Here is a 17647-nt window from a genome sequence, read left to right as displayed (position 1 = left end):
GGGGATCATGTTTCTCGAGCTGCGCGGCGTCACCAAGCGCTTCGGCGGCCTCACGGCCGTCGATCACATCGATCTCGACATCGAGGACGGCGAGTTCATCTGCTTCCTCGGCCCTTCCGGCTGCGGCAAGACCACCCTGCTGCGGCTGATCGCGGGGCTGGAGAGCCTGGACGAGGGGGCGATCCGCCTGCGCGGCAGCGACCTGGGGCAGCTGCCGGCGCGCAAGCGCAACTTCGGCGTCGTCTTCCAGTCCTACTCGCTGTTTCCCAGCATGACCGTGGCGCGCAACGTCGCCTACGGCCTGGTCTGCCGGAAGTGGCCGCGCGCGCGCATCGAGCCGCGGGTCGCCGCGCTGCTGGATCTCGTCCATCTGCGCGGCGATGCCGGCAAGTATCCGCACGAGCTGTCGGGCGGCATGCAGCAGCGCGTCGCACTGGCCCGCGCCCTGGCGCCCGAGCCGGAGGTGCTGCTGCTCGACGAGCCGCTGTCGGCACTCGACGCCAAGGTCCGCGAGAGCCTGCGCGGCGAGATTCGCGACCTGCAGAAGCGCCTCGGCATCACCACGGTCATGGTCACCCACGACCAGGACGAGGCGATGGAGATGGCCGACCGGATCCTGGTCATGAACCGGGGCCGGATCGAGCAGGTCGGCCTTGCCCAGGATCTCTACTGGCGGCCCACGACGCGCTTCGTCGGGGAGTTCATCGGCCGGCTCAACGTCCTGGAGCGCGAGCGCTGGCAGGCGCTGCTGCCGGAACTCGGCGGGGATCCGGGCCGGCTCTTCGGCATCCGGCCCGAGCACGTGCGGCTGGTCGGCGCCGGCGAGCCCTCGAACGGGCCGGTCGGCGAGGGCACCGTGCGCAAGGTCGCCTTCCTGGGCAACATGACGCGGCTGATCCTCGAAGCCGGCCCTGGCGTCGTCGAGATCGAGGTGCACGGGCCGCTGCGCGGAGCCGAAGTCGGGGAACGCCTGCGCTTCACCCTGCCCGGCGAGCACCTGAGCCCGATGGCGGCGGACCCGCGATGAGCCTGGCCGACCGCTGGTCGCTGCGCCGCGCGATCGATGGCGACCGGCTGCTGCTGGCCGCCATCGGGGGCGGCGCGACGCTGCTGCTCGTCGTCTTCGTGATCCTGCCGCTGTGGGGGATCCTCAGCTACTCGCTGATCACGCCCGAGGGCATCGGCTTCGGCAACTACGTCCGCTACTTCTCCGATCCCCGCTTCGTCTCGATCATCGGCAACACCTTCGAGGTTTCGGTCAGCGTCACCGTCGCGACCATCCTGCTCGCCTACGGCTTCGCTTACGCCCTGGAGCGGACGCGGGTGCCCTTCAAGCCGCTGCTGCGGATCGCAGCCCTGCTGCCGATCTTCTCGCCCTCGCTGGTCCAGGCCCTGGGCCTGCAGTTCCTGCTCGGCCGCAACGGCCTGATCAACCGGACCTTCGGCACGGAGCTCGACATCTACGGCTTCTGGGGCATCTTCTTCGCCGACCTGCTCTACGCCTTTCCCCACGCCTTCCTGATCCTCTCGACCGCGCTCGCGGTCGGCGACCAGCGGCTCTACGAGTCGGCCCAGGTGCTCGGCGCCTCGGCCTGGCGGACCTTCCGCACGGTGACCCTGCCGGCGACGCGCTACGGCCTGGCCTCCGCCGTCTTCGTGGTCTTCACCATCGTCATCACCGACTTCGGCAACCCGGTCGTGATCGGCGGCAACTACAGCGTCCTGGCGGTCGAGATCTACAACCAGGTCTCCGGCCAGGCCAATTTCTCGATGGGCGCCGTGATCGGCGTGCTGCTGCTGTTCCCGGCGGCGCTCGCGGTCGGCGCCGAGCGCTGGGTCTCGCGCCACCAGCACGCCTCGATCGGCGCCCAGTCGGTGCCGCTCACGCCGCGCGTCAACCGCCGCCGAGACGCGCTGTGGCTGGCCTACTGCCTGGCGATGGCGGCCGCGCTGGTCGCCATTGTCGCCGTCGTCGTCTACGCCAGCTTCGTGCGGCTGTGGCCCTACGACATGTCGCTCAGCCTGCGCCACTACGCCTTCGACGTGCAGAACGGCATCACGCCGCTGTGGACCTCGATCCAGGTCGCCTTCGTCACCGCCGGCATCGCCGTCGTCGTCGTGACGCTGGCGGCCTACGCCAACCAGCAGCTGTCGGAGACCTGGAAGCGGCCGCTCTATTTCCTGTCGATCCTGCCGGCGGCGGTGCCCGGCATGGTGCTCGGCCTCGGCTACATCCTGGCCTTCAACGACCCGGCGCACCCGGTCTATGCGATCTACGGCGGCCTCGCGATCATCGCGCTCTGCAACGTCTACCACTACCACGCCCAGGGCTTCCTGCTGGCCACGACCAACATGAAGCAGATCAGCCGGACCTTCGAGGAGGCCTCCTCGACGCTCGGCGCCAGCCGGTTGGCGACACTGCTGCGCGTCATCCTGCCGATCATCTGGCCGAGCGTGCTGGCGATCGGCGCCTTCTTCTTCATGCGCGCCATGGTGACCCTGTCGGCGGTGATCTTCCTGATCACGCCCTCGACCCAGCTCGCCGCCGTCTCGGTACTCTATCTCGACGACCGCGGCGCGCTCAACCAGGCGGCGGCCTTCGCCGTCTGCATCATGGCGACCGTGGTCGGCTTCCTGCTGCTGACCCAGGCCGTGCTGCGGCTGGCCGGGGTGCGCAACGTCAGCCTGATCCGCTGACCGCCGGCCGGGCCGGTTGCGCGGGTCCGGTTGCGCGGGGCGGCCGGCTGGCTTAAGTGCTGGCCCATGGACGCACCCCTGACCCAGAGCCAGCCCCTGCCCACGATCGACCTCGGCCTGCCGAAGGGCGCGCGCGTGGTCGTCGCCATGTCGGGCGGCGTCGATTCCTCGGTCACGGCGGCGCTGGTCCAGGCCGCCGGCTACGAGGCCGTCGGCATCACCCTGCAGCTCTACGACCACGGCGCCGCGCTGCACAAGGCGGGCGCCTGCTGCGCCGGGCAGGACATCCACGACGCCCGGCGGGTCGCCGACCGGCTTGGCATCCCGCACTACGTCCTCGACTACGAGAGCCGTTTCCGCGCGGCCGTGATCGAGGACTTCGCCGACAGCTATCTCGCCGGCGCGACGCCGATCCCCTGCGTGCGCTGCAACCAGACCGTCAAGTTCCGCGACCTCTTGGAGACGGCCCGCGAGCTCGGCGCCGCGGCGCTGGCGACCGGGCACTACGTGCGGCGGGTCGAGGGACCCGAGGGCGCCGAGCTTCACGCCGGCGCCGAGACGGCGCGCGACCAGAGCTATTTCCTCTTCGCCACCACCCAGGCGCAGCTCGACTTCCTGCGCTTTCCCCTCGGCGAGTTGCCGAAGGAGGCGGTCCGCGCCCTCGCCGGCCGCCTCGGGCTCGCGGTCGCGGCCAAGCCGGACAGCCAGGACATCTGCTTCGTGCCGAACGGCCGCTACGCCGAGGTCGTCGCCAAGCTGCGCCCCGGCGCGATCGAGCCGGGCGAGATCGTCGACGGCAGCGGGCGCGTGCTCGGGCGCCACGAGGGCGTCATCCACTACACCGTCGGCCAGCGCCGCGGCCTCGGCATCGGCGGCACCGAGGAGCCGCTCTACGTCGTCGCCCTCGACGCCGCCAGCCGGCGCGTGGTGGTCGGGCCGAAGCAGGCGCTGGCCCGGGACCTGGTGCGGCTCGAGGCGCTCAACTGGCTGGGCGACGCCCCGCCAGCCGGCGGTCTCGCATGCGCGGTCAAGCTGCGCTCGGCCCAGCCGGCGGCGCCGGCGAGGCTCGACCCGGACGGGCAGGGCGGGGCGTTGCTGCGCCTGGCCGACCCGCAGCACGGCGTGGCCCCGGGCCAGGGCGCCGTCTGCTACGCCGGCAGCCGCCTGCTCGGCGGCGGCTGGATCGCCTCGACGGCGCTGTCAGAGGCCGCGCTGGCTGCCGTCGCCTGACTGCAAAGCTAATTTTCTGCGCAGACCTAAAATTGAGCAGACATCAGATTCGGTGAACGTGAAGGCGCTGCCCGAAGCAGCGCCCGCGCTACCTCTTCGCCTGGCACCAGAACTGGTACATGGCGGCGAAGGTCAGGGGATTCTCCTGCTCGAACAGGTCCCACTTGGCGAGGTCGCGCTGCTCGGCGTCCTCGGGGAAGCGGCGGCGGTAGTTGTAGCGGATGCCGTCGCTCGGCAGCTCGAAGCCGAGGAAGGTCAGCCCCAGGCTGTCCAGCGCGCGCGCGACCCGGGGCAGGGTGAAGCGGTCCTCGCGGACGTGGAAGAAGAGGTCGCGGCAGCCCGACAGGGAGAAGAAGTCCGGCGACTCGGCGAGCAGGCGCGCCGGCGAGCCCTCGGGCAGCGCGCGAATCGCGGCGCGCGCCGCGCGGATGCCCTCGGGCGTCGGCGCCAGGCCCTGCTCCTGGATCAGCCGGCGCGCCTCCTCGACGCCGCCGCGTGCGCTCTCACTGTAGAGCGCGATGCGCATCAGGCCGCCGGGGGCGAGCAGGCCCCGCAGCACGCGCCAGCCCTGCTCGGCACTGGCCAGGTGGTGCAGCACGCCGGAGCATTCGACGATGTCGAACTCCTCGCCCAGGTCGGCCAGCTCCAGGAGGTCGCCCTGCAGGAAGTGCAGGTTGGGTAGCGCGAGGTCGCGGGCACGCTGCACGGCGTAGGCCAGGGAACGGCGCGAGAGATCGACGGCGGCGACCTGGGAGGAGGCGAAGCGCTGCGCCGTCATGCAGGCATGGCGCCCGGTGCCGCAGCCGGCGACCAGGATGCGGACCCGGTTCTGGTCGAAGGGTACCGAAAAGCGCCTGAGGTCCGGCAGCAGCTCGGGGATCAGGCGGGCGACCTGCTGGCCCGGCTTGCGGGCGATGCGGCGCCAGCGCGGATAGGCGTTGACCTCGTACATCGAGCGCACCGACTGGGAGGTGCGGTCGCGGATCGGGGTCGCGCTCGGGATCGTCTCGGCGAAGCGCGCCCGCTCGACGGGCTCGACGAGATGGCGGTAGAGCAGCAGGCCCTGGGGGCCGCCCGCGGGATCTGCGAGCGCCAGGAGCTCGGCGTCCTCCTCGAAGGCGGCCAGCGGCCGGTAGAGCGCGTAGACGAGCAGGGCGAGGCTGGCCTGCCCGTCGAGACGGCGGCCCTCGGGATCCTGCAGCTGCGCCTCCAGCCTGCCGAGGCGCTCGCGCTCAGCGGCGCTCTCCAGCCACGACCACTCCACGGTCTCGAGCTGCAGCGCCAGGGCGGCGAGCAGCTCGGACGACGGCAGCAGTTCCGGCCGGCCTTCGAGCAGCGCCTCGAGCCAGGCCGCGCGCAGCACCGCGAAGAGCGCCTCGAGGCGCGCGTCCGACAGCACCGCCTCGGCCAGCAGGGGTGGCAGCTCCGATTCGGCCAGCGCCGCATAGACCGGCGGCCCGACTTCCTCGAGGGCCGGCGTCCCGCCGCCGGCGAGGGTGTCGAGCACGGCCGCGATGCGCGGGTCCTGGACCAGCAGCGCGACGATGCAGGATTCCAGGGATTGCGGCTCGACCGCCGGGTCGCGGACCAGCCGGCCGAGCGCCTCGCGAACCTTCTCGGGCACGCTCGGCGGCGAGGCCCGGCGCAGCAGGTTGACCAGGCGCCGCGCGGTCACCGGGCGCTCGGGCGCCAGCAGGTAGCCGGTTGCCAGGTGATCGAGCGCGGCCTCGAGCTCGCCGGTCTCGGCCAGGGCGCCGCCGAGGTTGGTGTGCGCCAGTGCATAGTCCGGCATGCGCCTGATCGCTTCGCGGTAGGCGGTGATCGCCTCGTTGCGCTTGCCCGAGGCGCGCAGGGCGGCGCCCAGGTTGTGATGCGCCTCGGCGAAGCCCGGGTCGACGACGATCGCCTGGCGATAGGTCTGGACCGCCGCCGCCAGGTCCCCGGCGCGGTGCAGCTGGGCGGCGCGCGCCAGCAGCGGTGCGGCGGGCGACGAGAGGGCGGCGCTGGCGGCGGCGCTCATCGCCGGGGCGGCGGGCGTCTTGGGCGTGGCTTCGGGTGAATCGGACAAGGGCGCGAAACCGCAGCTTTTGCGAGGGGTCGGGGCGGAACGCCTGTCTAGCGCGTTCGGCCGGACGGGGATAGCCCCGGGGGCGGCCATGCGTGCGCCGAGGGGCCCGCATGCGCAGAGGCGCCGCCCGCAGCGGCCTGCCAGAGGGTAAGAGGGCGCCATGGCCAGCGCCCGAACGATCACCCTCGTCGTCGCCTCGGCGCTGTTCATCGAGAACCTCGACAGCACGGTCATCGCGACCTCGCTGCCGGCGATGGCCGTCGACCTCGGCGTCGATCCCGTCGTGCTCAAGCTGGCCTTCACCGCCTACCTGGTGTCTCTGGCCATCTTCATTCCGATCAGCGGCTGGTGCGCCGACCGCTTCGGCGCGCGCACCGTCTTTCGCGCCGCCATCGGCACCTTCATCGCGGCCTCGATCGGCTGCGCCCTGTCCGAGAGCCTGGAGACGCTGGTCGCCGCGCGCTTCCTCCAGGGTCTCGGCGGCGCCATGATGGTGCCGGTCGGACGCCTCATCATCCTGCGCGCGGTCGAGAAGCGCGAGCTGGTCGACGCCATGATGTGGCTGACCATCCCGGCGCTGATCGCACCGCTGCTGGGGCCCTTCGTCGGCGGCTTCATCACGACCTACTACCATTGGCGCTGGATCTTCTGGCTGAACGTGCCGATCGGCCTGCTCGGGATGGTCCTGGCGAGCCTGGTCATTCCGCAGGTCAGGGCGGCCTCGGTGCCGCCGCTCGACCTGCGCGGCTTCCTGCTGTCCGGCTTCGGGCTGGCCGCCCTGATCTTCGGCTTCACCCTGCTCGGCGCGGCGGTGCTCCCCGGCTACGGCGCCCCGGGCCTGGTCGCGGCCGGGCTGGCGCTGATCGCGCTCTACGTCCGGCACGCGCGGCGCGCGGCGCATCCGATCCTCGACCTCGGCCTGCTACGCATCCCGACCTTCCGGGCCACGGTCACCGGCGGTTCGCTGTTCCGCGTCGGCACCGGCGCCATCCCCTTCCTGCTGCCGCTGATGCTGCAGCTCGGCTTCGGCCTGACGCCCTTCGCCTCGGGCTCGCTGACCTTCGCGACGGCGGCCGGGGCGCTGGTCATGAAGGCGACCGCCGGCCCGATCCTCCGGCGCTTCGGCTTCCGCCGCGTGCTCACCGTCAATGCCGTGGTCAGCGCGCTTCTGCTCGGCGCCGTCGCGCTCTTCACGCCCGAGACGCCGCACCTGGCGATCGTCGTCGTGCTGCTTGCCGGCGGCTTCTTCCGCTCGCTGCAGTTCACCTCGATCAACGCCATCGGCTATGCCGACATCGACCCCGAGCGGATGAGCCGGGCGACCTCCTTCGCCGCCGTCGTGCAGCAGCTCGCCCTGGCCGCCGGCGTCGCCTTCGCGGCCGGCGTGCTCGAGGCCTCGCAGGCGCTGCGCGGCGGCGGGGCCCTGGTGACGGCTGACTTCGCCGTCGGCTTCCTGGCCGTCGCTCTCCTGTCCGGCGCCTCGGCCCTGGTCTTCCGCCGGCTCAGCGGCGACGCCGGCGCCGAGGTCTCGAGCCACAGCCTGGCGACGGCGCCCTCCCAGCCGGAAGGGCGCGGTACGCGGGGCTGAGACGCCGGATGCAACCATCCGGATAATGCAGGGTTACTCCTTCTGAACACGGGGGCGGTGCCGCGCGCGCCGTCGACGAGGGGAGGGCGTGGCGATGGAGAGGGCGCTGCAGCGGCGGCGCGGGGCACGGCCGCCGGGCCGCGGCGGGCTCGCCGGAGCGGCCATGCTGCTGGCGGCCACTTTGCTTTCGCTCGCGCTCGTCCCGCTCGCCGACAGGACTCTTGCCGCAGCGGGCGCGGGCCATCTGACCCGGCACATGACGGTGCACCTGGCGCTGATGGGCCTGGCGGCACCGCTCCTGGCCTTCCTGCTGCTGCGACAGCTCCGCCTCCCGGGCCGCGCGTTGGCGCTGGTCGGTTCCCTCACCTTGGCGAGTACGCTGCAGGTGGTCCTGCTCTGGGGCTGGCACCTCCCGGGGCTGCTCGAGCCCGTGCTGGCGCGCCCGGCCCTGCACCTGCTGATGCAGGGCTCCCTGCTGCTCGGGGCGACCTGGTTCTGGCTGGCGATCCTGTCCTGCCGCGGCGCCGGGCGCTGGCGTTCGATTCTGGCCCTGCTGATCACCGGCAAGCTGTTCTGCCTGCTCGGCGTACTGCTGGTCTTCGCGCCGCGCGCGCTCTACGCCTTCGGCCAGGGTCACCTCGCGCCGGCGCTGGCCGACCAGCAGCTGGCCGGCCTGCTGATGCTGACCTTCTGTCCGCTGACCTACGTGGCGGCCGGCGTCGCGGTGGCGGCACGCTGGCTGAGCGACCTCGGCGCCGCGCCGGCGGCCCTGTCGGCCGCGCCCGCGGACCGCGCGCGGCAGGGCTGGCGGCGGGGCTGATGGCGCTGCCGCTTCTCGCCCGCCTGCCGAGGGGGCGGTCCCTGCTGGCCTGGATCGCCGCCACGATCATGGTGCTGGCGATCGGCGGCTTCCTGCTCGCCAGCTCGGGGCTCTACAACATCGCGGCCAGCGTGCCGCATATCCCGGTCACCCGCTGGTTCCTGCACTACGCGATGCAGCGCTCGGTCTCGACCCAGAGCCTGATCGAGCAGTACCTGGCCGGGCAGCCGGCCTGGCGCCGGGCCCTCGAGGTCGAGGGCGCGGACCGGCTTGGCGCCGCCCACTTCCAGGGCGGCTGCGCCTTCTGCCACGGCGCTCCCGGCGAGCCCCCGGTGCCGGTCACCCAGGGCATGCGGCCGGCGCCGCCCGCGCTCTCCGAGGCGCTGCCCGGATGGGACGATGAGGAGCTGTTCTGGATCGTGCGCCACGGCTTCAAGTACACCGGCATGCCGGCCTGGCCGGCCGTCGAGCGCCAGGACGAGGTCTGGTCCCTCGTCGCCTTCCTGCGCCGGCTGCCGGGGCTCGACGCCGAGGGCTACCGCACCCTGGCGTACGGCAACAGCCCACCGGCGAGCGAGCCCGCCGCGGAGATCCTCGAGGAGGGCGTGCCGCCCGGGCTTGCCTCCTGCGCGCGCTGCCACGACGACGGCTTGGCGCCGGCGGTGAGCCGGCTGGTGCCGCGCCTGGCCGGGCTGTCGCGCGACTATCTCGCGACGGCGCTGACGCACTACGCCGAAGGCCGCCGGCCGAGCGGCATCATGGAGCCGGTCGCCGTCGCCCTCGATCCCGGCGAGATCGCCGCCCTGGCGGACCACTATGCCGGCCTGCCGCGCGCGCCGGCGGCGGACGCCGTCCCGGCGGACCCCGAGAGCCTGGCGCTCGGCGAGCGCATCGCCACGCGCGGCCTGCCCGAGGCACTGGTGCCGGCCTGCCTGGCCTGCCACGGCGAGACCCGCCTGGCCATCTTCCCCAGCCTCGACGGCCAGCCGGCGCCCTACCTGGCGGGGCAGCTGAGGCTATGGCGGGAGGGCGTGCGCGGAGAGACCCCGCAGGACCGCCTGATGGCGCCGATCGCCAAGCGCCTGACTGAAGCGGAGGTCGAGGCGGTCGCCACCTACTTCGAGACGCGCGCCGGCGGGGCGCCTGCGGAGGGGCAACGGCCATGAGCGGCTGGCGCGCGCTCCCGCCCCTGCTGCTCGCAGTCCTGGCTCTCGCCGGCTGCGAGGGCGTGCAATCGGCGCTCGAACCGCAGGGCCCGGAGGCTGCGCGGATCGCGCTGCTCGCCGAGGTTCTCTTTGTCGGCGCGGGCGCGATCCTGCTGCTCGTCGTGGTGCTGACGGCGATAGCGGTCTACGCCCCGGAGGCGCGGCGCCGCTGGCTCGCCCGGCACCGCGTCGTGGTGATCGGCGGCATCCTGTTCCCGGGGGTCACGGTCTCGGTGCTGCTCGTCTACGGCCTGCTGCTGATGGGCGCCGGCGAGGCCGATCCCGGCCGTGCCACGGGGGCCGGCGCGGAGGGCGGGGGCAGCGGCGAGCCGATCCGCATCGCGGTCGTCGGCGAGCAGTGGTGGTGGCGGGTCGTCTACCAGGAGGCCGACGGCTACCGCTTCGAGACCGCGAACGAGATCCGCATCCCGGTCGGCCGTACCGTCGAGCTTGAGCTGACCACGGCGGACGTGATCCACAGCTTCTGGGTGCCCAAGCTGGCCGGCAAGCTCGACATGATCCCCGGGCGCACCAACCGCCTGCGCCTCGCAGCCGACCGGCCGGGGGTCAGCCGCGGCCAGTGCGCCGAGTACTGTGGCGGCGCCCACGCCCTGATGGCCTTCGAGGTCGTTGCCCTCTCCGAGACGGACTTCGCGGAGTGGCTGGAGCTGACCGCCGGGCCGGCGCCGGAGCCGGAGGGCGAACAGGAGCGGCGCGGGCGCAAGCTGTTCCTGGCCGCCGGCTGCGGCGGCTGCCACACGGTGCGCGGCACGCCGGCAGCGGGCACCATCGGCCCGGATCTGACCCACGTCGGCGGCCGGCTGTCGCTGGCCGCGGCGATTCTGCCGAACAGCCCGGAGGCCTTCGCGAGCTGGATCGTCGACAACCAGCACATCAAGCCCGACAACCGGATGCCGCCCTACGGCATATTCGGCGATGCCGAGGTCGAGGCGATCGCCGCCTATCTGGCGAGCCTGAGGTAAGCCATGACCGACACGAGCGACGAGTCCTCCGAAGGCGCCCGGCCCGGCGCGGCGCCGCCGCTGCCCAACGAGGCGCCGCGGCCGGAGGGCGAGCTCGAGGCGCTGAAGCGGATCTGGGCCACGCCCAAGGGCTGGCGCGTGATCAAGGCGGTCAACAACACGCCGGTCGGCCTCTTCTACACCGGCGCGGCCCTCCTGTTCTTCCTGCTGGCCGGCGTGCTCGGCCTGCTGATGCGCGTGCAGCTCGCGGTGCCGGACAACGACTTCCTGGGCCAGGACCTCTTCAACCAGATGTTCACCGTGCACGGCACGACGATGATGTTCCTCTTCGCCGTGCCGGCGGTCGAGGCGCTGGGCGTCCTGCTGCTGCCGCAGATGCTGGCGGCGCGCGACCTGCCGTTCCCGCGGCTCAGCGCCTTTGCGGTCTGGGCCTACGTGATCGGCGGCCTCGTCTTCTTCTCGACGATCCTCTACGACCTGGCGCCGGACGGCGGCTGGTTCATGTACCCGCCCCTGACCCTCACGGAATTCTCTCCCGGCGACAACGCCGACTTCTGGCTGCTCGGCATCGGCTTCATCGAGATCTCGGCGATCGCCGGCGCCATCGAAATCATCGTCGGCACGCTGCGGACGCGGCCGCCCGGCATGTCGCTCGACAAGATGCCGATCTTCGCCTGGGCCATGCTGATCTTCGCCGGCATGATCGTATTCGCCTTTCCGGCGGTCATCCTGGCGACCATGTTCCTGGAGATCGAGCGCGCCTTCGGCTGGCCGATCTTCACGGCGAGCGCCGGCGGCGACCCGCTGCTCTGGCAGCACCTCTTCTGGTTCTTCGGGCACCCCGAGGTCTACATCATCTTCCTGCCCGCGGCCGGGTTGGTCTCGATGATCGTCGCCACGGCGGCGCGCCGGCCCCTGATTGGCCACAACCTGATCGTCGTGGCGCTGATCGCGACCGGCTTCTTCAGCTTCGGCCTATGGGTCCACCACATGTTCACCACCGGCCTGCCGTCGCTCAGCCTCGGCTTCTTCTCGGCCGCCTCGATGGCCGTCGCGATCCCCTCGGGCATCCAGGTCTTCGCCTGGATCGCGACGATCGCCGGCTCGAAGCAGCGCTTCCGGATCACCACGCCCTCGCTGTTCGTGCTGGGCTTCCTGTTCATCTTCACGCTCGGCGGGCTGACCGGGGTGATGGTCGCGATGGTGCCCTTCGACTGGCAGGTCCACGACAGCTACTTCGTGGTCGCGCACTTCCACTACGTGCTGATCGGCGGCATGGTCTTCCCGCTGTTCGCGACCTTCTACCACTGGGCCCCGATGGTGGCGAAGCGGCCGCTTTCCGAACGGCTCGGCCGCTGGTGCTTCTGGCTGATGTTCGGCGGCTTCAACATCGCGTTCTTCCCGATGCACCTCGCCGGGCTGCTCGGCATGCCGCGGCGCGTCTGGACCTACGAGGGCGGCCTGGGCTGGGACGGCTACAACCTGGTCTCGACCATCGGCGCCTTCATCCTGGCCGCCGGCGTGCTGGTCTTCCTGGTCGACCTGATCCGCAACTTCCGACCGGGCGAGAGCGGCAAGCCCAACCCCTGGGACGCGGGGACACTGGAATGGCTGCCCCAGGACGTCTACGCGACCCGCTCGATCCCCTACGTCACCAGCCGCGAGCCGCTGTGGGACCAGCCCGGCCTTGCCCGCGAGGTCGCGGAGGGCCGCCACTACCTGCCCGACGCGCCGACCGGCGGGCGCGAGACGATCCTGACCAGCCCGATCGAGGCCAAGCCGCAGTGCATCCTGCAGATGCCCGGGCCCGGCTGGTCGCAGCTACTGGCCGCGGTCTTCATGGCCGGCTTCTTCCTGCTGCTGACCGTCAAGCTGGTGATCCCGGCGGTCGCCTGCGGCGTCGCCGCCATCGTCGCCTGCCTGGTCTGGGCCTGGGACCTCGATCCCGGCCCGGGCAAGGGGCCGGTCTCGATCGGCGGCGGCATCAAGCTGCCGGTCTACCTGACGGGGCCGGCCTCGCACGGCTGGTGGGCCATGGTCGTGGTGATGTTCGTCGGCGCCTCGCTCTACCTCTCCTACGTCTTCTCCTACCTCTACATCTGGACGGTCTCGCCCGACGTCTGGCCGGCGGGCGGGGTAACGCCGGCGCTGCCCGATGCCAGCTGGCCGCTCGCCTCGGCGGCGCTGCTCGTCGCCGCGGTCGCGCTCTTCGCCGGCACCGGACGGACGCTCGGCGAGCGCGACCGGCCGCGCATCCTGACGCCGCTGCTGCTGGCCGCGGGCGGCACCTGCGTCGTCGGCGCCGTCGCCATCGAGATCCTCGGCCACTGGCAGAGCGGGCTCAGGCCGACCGACAGCAGCTACGCGGCGCTGGTCTACATGGCCAGCGTGCTGACCGGCCAGGTCGTCGCGGCCGCGGTGATCATGACGCTCTACACCCTGGCCCGGCATGTCACCGGCAGGCTCGACAGGGTGCGGCGCGCGAGCTTCGAGAATACGGCGCTGCTGCTCTACTTCGGGGCCGGGCAGGGGTTGATCGGCCTGCTGCTGGTCCACGGCTTCCCGCGCATGACCGGCTGATCCCATGGCACGAGACCCCTCCGAACGACCCACACCGCCCGGCCGGCCCGCCGCCGGCACGATCTTCTACCTGCTGTTCGGGCCGATCGTCTGGAGCCTGCATTTCCTGGCGATCTACGGGCCGCAGTCGCTGCTCTGCGCGCGCGGCCTGCCCGAGGCGGTCGGGCCGACGCTGATGGGGGCGACGCTGGTCTGCGGACTGGCGCTGCTGGCGGCGATCCTGGCGCCGGAGCGGCTCGCCCGGTTGATGAAGGCCGCGCACTGGCCGGCGGAGCGACAGGCCTTCCTGGATACGGTGATGCGGGCGCTCGCAGGGCTCTCGCTCTTCGCCGTGCTTGCGGGCGGCGCCGGGGGACTCATCCTGCCCGCCTGCCCGGGCCTGCGCTGAGGTGACGGCCTCCGGATCAGGCTTCCTGCTGCTGCTCGGCTACGCGCTGCTGCCGGCGATCGGGAATCTGGTCGGCGTGGCCCTGGCCGAGTGGGTGCGCACGCCGCGTTGGGCGATCGGCGCGGCGCTGCACGCCGCCGCCGGCATCGCCATCGCGCTGGTCGCCGTCGACCTGATGCCGCGCGTTCTCGACACGCTGCCGATGTGGGTGACTGTCGCCTGTTTCCTGCTCGGCGCCGCCTTCTCGCTCCTGCTCTGGCTCGGGGTGGGGGCGCTGCGCAGCCGCTTCGGCGGTGCCCGCGGCACGGCGCTGATGGTCTATGTCGCGATCGGCGCCGACCTCTTCAGCGACGGCCTGCTGGTGGGGGCCGGCTCGGCGGTCTCCGGCGGACTCGGCCTGCTGATCGGCGCGACCCAGACGGTCGCCAACATCCCCGGCGGCTTCGCTGCGACCAGGAACATGCAGGAGGAGGGCACCCCGCGCGGCCGACGCTGGCTGCTCGGCCTGCTGCTGTTCTTGCCGGTGCTGGCGAGCGCGAGCATCGGCTACTGGCTGCTCGGCGACCGCAGCACCTTCGTCCAAAGCGCGGCCCTCGCCTTCGTCGTCGGCGTGCTGCTGCTGGCGACCATCGAGGACATGGTGCCGGAGGCAGACCGGCCGCAGGCGGCGCGCTGGGTCTCGACCCTGTCCTTCGCCGCCGGCTTCGCCGGGCTCAGCCTGATCGCGGGCTACGTCGACTAGCCTAGGACTCGGGGCGCTCCGCCACGGCATCTCCCCAGGGCGACAGCGGCTCGGTGGCGCCCCAGCTGCCGGTCGTGTCGCCGAGCACGCCGGCCGGGCAGGCGAAGCCGTAGGGGAAGACCGTCCGCTTCGTCTCGACGACCTCGTGGCCGGCGCGCAGCGCCGCCAGGGTCTCGGCCGGCAGGCTCTCGTCGGCGACCACGGCTGGACCGCCGGAGAAATCGATGCGCGGCTGGTGGAAGGCTTCCTCCAGGGTCATGCCGTAGTCGAGCAGGAAGGAGGAGAGCTGGGCGACCGCCGGCATGATCTTGCGTCCGCCCGAGGCGCCGAGCGCGAAGCGGCGAAGGCCGCCTTCGGACTCGCCGACGACCGGGCAGACGTTCATCAGGCAGCGCTTGGCGGGCGCCAGCGAATTCGGCCGGCCCGGCTCGGGTTCGAACCACATGATGCCATTGTTGAGCAGCAGCCCGGTCGAAGGCGAGACGCAGCGCGCGCCGAAGCTCGACAGCAGGGTCTGGGTCACGGCCGCCATGTTGCCGTGGCGGTCGATCACCGAGAAGTGGGTCGTGCAGGCCGGCGCCTCGGGGCTCTCGCGGTCCCCCATGCCCGCGAGCCGCGCCCGGTAGGCCGCGCCCAGGGCTTCGGCGTAGGCCGTGTAGGCGGCGCCGTCCGGCGCCTCGCCGGGCCGCAGCCGCTCCGACAGGCGGGCCAGGACGTCGGCCAGGGTCGGTCCGGCGGTCAGGCCGGGCGCCGCGAAGACCCGGCCGTCGCGGTAGGGGATCTCCAGCGGCTGCTGGAACTCCGCCCGGTAGGCCCGCAAGTCCTCGGCCGAGAGGCTGCCGCCCTTGTCCCGGACGTCCTGCGCCAGCGCCCGGCCGACCTCGCCGTCGTAGAGCTCGCGCGGTCCCTTGTCTGCGAGCTCGGCCAGGGTGTCGGCCATCCGGGTGAGGTCGATGCGCTTGTCCGATAGGGCCGTCCAGCCGGCGATGGTCGGCCAGCGCCCCTCCTCCAGGAACAGGGCGGCCGCGTCCGGATCCTGGGCCAGGACCCGGCTCGCCGAGGCGATCATGAGGGCGGCGTACCAGTCGACCAGCAGGCCCTGGCGCGCCAGGACCACCGCCGGCTGCAGCAGCTCCTTCCAGGGCAGCCGGCCGAAGCGCCCGTGGGCCTTGCCGATGCCGTCGACCAGCCCGGGCACGGCGACCGCCGTGGCACCGCGCACGTTGCGATCCTCGACGACCGCGGCCCAGGGGAAGAGGTCGTCGGACACCCGGCCGCCCGACAGCGGGTAGTCGACCGGGTCGAGTCCGGCGGGCGCGCGCATGCCATAGAACAGGCAGTGCGCCTTGCGCTCCGCCGCGCGCCAGATCAGCATCGCGCCGCCGCCGGCCGGGCCGCTCATCCAGGGCTCCAGGACGCCCAGCGCGAAGGAGGTCGCGACCGCGGCGTCGATCGCGTCGCCGCCGGCGGCGAGCACCTCGGCGCCCACCTCGGCGGCGCCGCGGTGCTGCGCGGCGACCAGGCCGGCGGCGCCGGCGACGGCCGGCTTGCGCACAACCTGGGAGCGGGAAAAGCTGCTCATGGAGCCAGTACCTCGATCAGTGGCGTGCGCAGTCTGCCCATTTCGGGGCGGCGCGCAAGCTGCCGACAAGTGATATGCCAGGGCCGAACCGCCTGGACGGACCGAGGCAAAGGTGGCAATGATCGGCGATGAACGAGCGGACGACACCCGCCCCTGCGCTGTCGCATCGCGTTCGCGAGGCGCGTGGTCGCCTGTCCGCGGAGCGCGCCGCCGCCACCCTGGGCCTGTCCTCGAGCGCCCTGCTGGAGATCGAGGCCGGGGAGCGCGACGCCACCGTCGGCCAGCTGCTGGGCGCCGCCGGCCTCTACGGCGTGGACCTGCGCAGGCTGCTGTTCGGCGCGCCGGCGGTGGATCCTGCCCTGGCCCACCTCGGCGCGGAGTTGGCCGAGCTGCTGCAGGAGTACCTGCGCGAGCGCCATGGCGCCGAGCGGGTCGAGCAGCTCGACGACGACCAGCTCGCCGATCTCAATCGCGTGGCCGGGCAGGTGCAGCGCTTCGGCGGCCTGGTCGAGGGGCTGCTGCGCCGCGGCGGCGGCGAGAGCCGGCGCACCGACGAGCTGCAGGCGCTGGCCGAGGCGCTGCGCCGGCTCGAGCACCAGGTCCAGCGCGACCCCGCGGTCCTCTCCCGCCGCGCGCTGCCCGAGGCGGTGCCGGGCTTCAGATTCCGCTCGCGGCCCGAGGAGGCGCTGCGCGCCCGTCATGCCATGTTCCGGGCGGGCCTCGACTGGTACCAGCGCACCGACGGGCGGGTGGTCGACGACGAGATCGGCTTTCAGCGGCTGCTGCCCTGGCTGCAGATCGTCGTCCCGACCGACGAGGGCCTGCCGTACCTCTACTGCGGCGAGTGCACGCCGCCCGCCGAGCTGTGGGGCGAGACGCTGGCGCGCTCGATGGTCGGCCGTTTCACCCTGCCGGACGACGCCCTCGACCGGGCGACGGCCCGGGCCTTCCTGGAGGTGCAGGGGCGGACCCGCCCGCTGATCCAGTCGGCTTGCGGACCGGTCGTCGTCGCCGGCCGGACGCTCCAGGATTCCTGGCATCGAGTCGTCATGCCGCTGCAGTTTCAGGGCTTGGCCTGCGTGGCGAGCCTGGCTGTCCGGGATCTGCCGAAGCCCCTCGACTGAAAGGTCTGCCTTTGGCTGGGGCGTCAGGCGGGCCGCTCAGACCGCCGAGAAGCGGTAGACCGTCGTCTGCCGGTAGGTTTCGCCCGGTCGCAGGACGGTCGAGGGGAAGGCCGGCTGGTTCGGTGAAACGGGGAAAAGTGCTGGGCCTCCAGCGTGAAGGCGCCCCAGCGGTCGTAGCGGCGGCCCTGGGGGCCCGGCAGACCGTCGAGGAAATTGGCCGTGTAGAACTGGACGCCGGGCTCGCTGGTGTAGAGCTCGACCCGGCGCCCCGACTCGGGGTCGAGGACTCGCGCGGCCGGCGCCGAGAGCTCGCCGAGTCGAGCGCGCTGCCGGCAACCGCGTGCAGTTCGCCGGTCGGAATCAGCCGCTCGTCGACCGGCGTGATGCGGTCGGCGCGGCCCTCCCGGTCCGGCTGCCGGATCGACTGGACGATCGCGCCAAGGGTTAGGATCGAGACCTCCAGGCCGCGGCCGTCGACGAGCCCGTAGCGCTCGGTCGGGGTGCCGTTGCGCAGGCTGCCGAAGGGAAGTCGGGTTCTGGCGGGAATTTCGTCTCCTCTCCGCCTCAAGCGCCGGTGCACTCACAGGGAGTATCTACTTTTAGGAGAATACCACTTCTGAGAATAGACGAGATTCTTTAC

Annotated in this window: 14 protein-coding genes; 11 read left to right on the top strand and 3 right to left on the bottom strand. The window is 72.4% G+C overall.

Going from position 1 to position 17647, the window contains the following annotated elements; all coding sequences use genetic code 11:
- The first annotated feature begins 7 nt into the window (after nt 1–7).
- From WD341_RS03495 to mnmA, 3 genes are all read left to right on the top strand, one after another.
- Nucleotides 8–1027: an ABC transporter ATP-binding protein gene (locus WD341_RS03495; protein WP_368424032.1), complete on the top strand. Its 1020-nt coding sequence runs from the start codon at nt 8–10 to the stop codon at nt 1025–1027.
- Nucleotides 1024–2697, top strand: coding sequence for an ABC transporter permease subunit (locus tag WD341_RS03490; RefSeq protein WP_368424031.1), 1674 nt, complete (start codon nt 1024–1026; stop codon nt 2695–2697). The genes WD341_RS03495 and WD341_RS03490 overlap by 4 nt, the downstream gene beginning before the upstream one ends.
- Before the next feature lie 66 nt (nt 2698–2763).
- Nucleotides 2764–3927, top strand: a complete 1164-nt coding sequence (gene mnmA / locus WD341_RS03485; RefSeq protein WP_368424030.1) for a tRNA 2-thiouridine(34) synthase MnmA — start codon at nt 2764–2766, stop codon at nt 3925–3927.
- A gap of 88 nt (nt 3928–4015) precedes the next feature.
- On the opposite strand, the gene WD341_RS03480 is transcribed toward mnmA, so the two are convergent.
- Nucleotides 4016–5995: a tetratricopeptide repeat protein gene (locus tag WD341_RS03480; protein WP_368424029.1), complete on the bottom strand. Its 1980-nt coding sequence runs from the start codon at nt 5993–5995 to the stop codon at nt 4016–4018.
- A gap of 160 nt (nt 5996–6155) precedes the next feature.
- Here WD341_RS03480 and WD341_RS03475 point away from each other — a divergent pair, with 160 nt between their 5' ends.
- The 7 genes from WD341_RS03475 to WD341_RS03445 all read left to right on the top strand — a co-directional run bounded on the left by WD341_RS03475 (nt 6156) and on the right by WD341_RS03445 (nt 14301).
- Nucleotides 6156–7583 (top strand): MFS transporter, encoded by a 1428-nt coding sequence (locus WD341_RS03475; RefSeq protein WP_368424028.1) that lies wholly within the window; start codon nt 6156–6158, stop codon nt 7581–7583.
- Nucleotides 7584–7677: 94 nt separating this feature from the next.
- Entirely contained in the window at nt 7678–8403 is a 726-nt protein-coding gene (locus WD341_RS03470; RefSeq protein ID WP_368424027.1) for a cytochrome c oxidase assembly protein, read from the top strand.
- Entirely contained in the window at nt 8403–9569 is a 1167-nt protein-coding gene (locus tag WD341_RS03465) for a c-type cytochrome (RefSeq protein ID WP_368424026.1), read from the top strand. Before WD341_RS03470 ends, WD341_RS03465 begins: the two co-directional genes overlap by 1 nt.
- Nucleotides 9566–10591, top strand: a complete 1026-nt coding sequence (locus tag WD341_RS03460) for a c-type cytochrome (RefSeq protein WP_368424025.1) — start codon at nt 9566–9568, stop codon at nt 10589–10591. Before WD341_RS03465 ends, WD341_RS03460 begins: the two co-directional genes overlap by 4 nt.
- A 3-nt stretch (nt 10592–10594) precedes the next feature.
- Nucleotides 10595–13171, top strand: coding sequence for a cytochrome c oxidase subunit I (ctaD, locus tag WD341_RS03455; protein WP_368424024.1), 2577 nt, complete (start codon nt 10595–10597; stop codon nt 13169–13171).
- 4 nt (nt 13172–13175) lie between these two features.
- Nucleotides 13176–13559: a hypothetical protein gene (locus WD341_RS03450; protein ID WP_368424023.1), complete on the top strand. Its 384-nt coding sequence runs from the start codon at nt 13176–13178 to the stop codon at nt 13557–13559.
- A 1-nt stretch (nt 13560) separates the two neighbouring features.
- Nucleotides 13561–14301, top strand: a complete 741-nt coding sequence (locus WD341_RS03445) for a ZIP family metal transporter (RefSeq protein WP_368424022.1) — start codon at nt 13561–13563, stop codon at nt 14299–14301.
- A 1-nt stretch (nt 14302) separates the two neighbouring features.
- Here the strand turns inward: WD341_RS03445 and WD341_RS03440 are convergent, their stop codons facing one another.
- Entirely contained in the window at nt 14303–15883 is a 1581-nt protein-coding gene (locus WD341_RS03440; RefSeq protein ID WP_368424021.1) for a gamma-glutamyltransferase, read from the bottom strand.
- 128 nt (nt 15884–16011) lie between these two features.
- Here WD341_RS03440 and WD341_RS03435 point away from each other — a divergent pair, with 128 nt between their 5' ends.
- Nucleotides 16012–17007, top strand: a complete 996-nt coding sequence (locus WD341_RS03435) for a helix-turn-helix domain-containing protein (protein WP_368424020.1) — start codon at nt 16012–16014, stop codon at nt 17005–17007.
- Between the two features lie 23 nt (nt 17008–17030).
- Here the strand turns inward: WD341_RS03435 and WD341_RS03430 are convergent, their stop codons facing one another.
- On the bottom strand, nt 17031–17591 hold the full coding sequence (locus tag WD341_RS03430; RefSeq protein ID WP_368424019.1) for a hypothetical protein: 561 nt from the start codon (nt 17589–17591) through the stop codon (nt 17031–17033).
- Nucleotides 17592–17647: the final 56 nt, after the last annotated feature.

This window comes from Tistlia sp. (genome assembly GCF_040905785.1).
Classification (GTDB): domain Bacteria; phylum Pseudomonadota; class Alphaproteobacteria; order Kiloniellales; family DSM-21159; genus Tistlia.
Note: the sequence above shows the minus strand (reverse complement) of the source record. Positions and strands in the feature narration are given on the sequence as shown.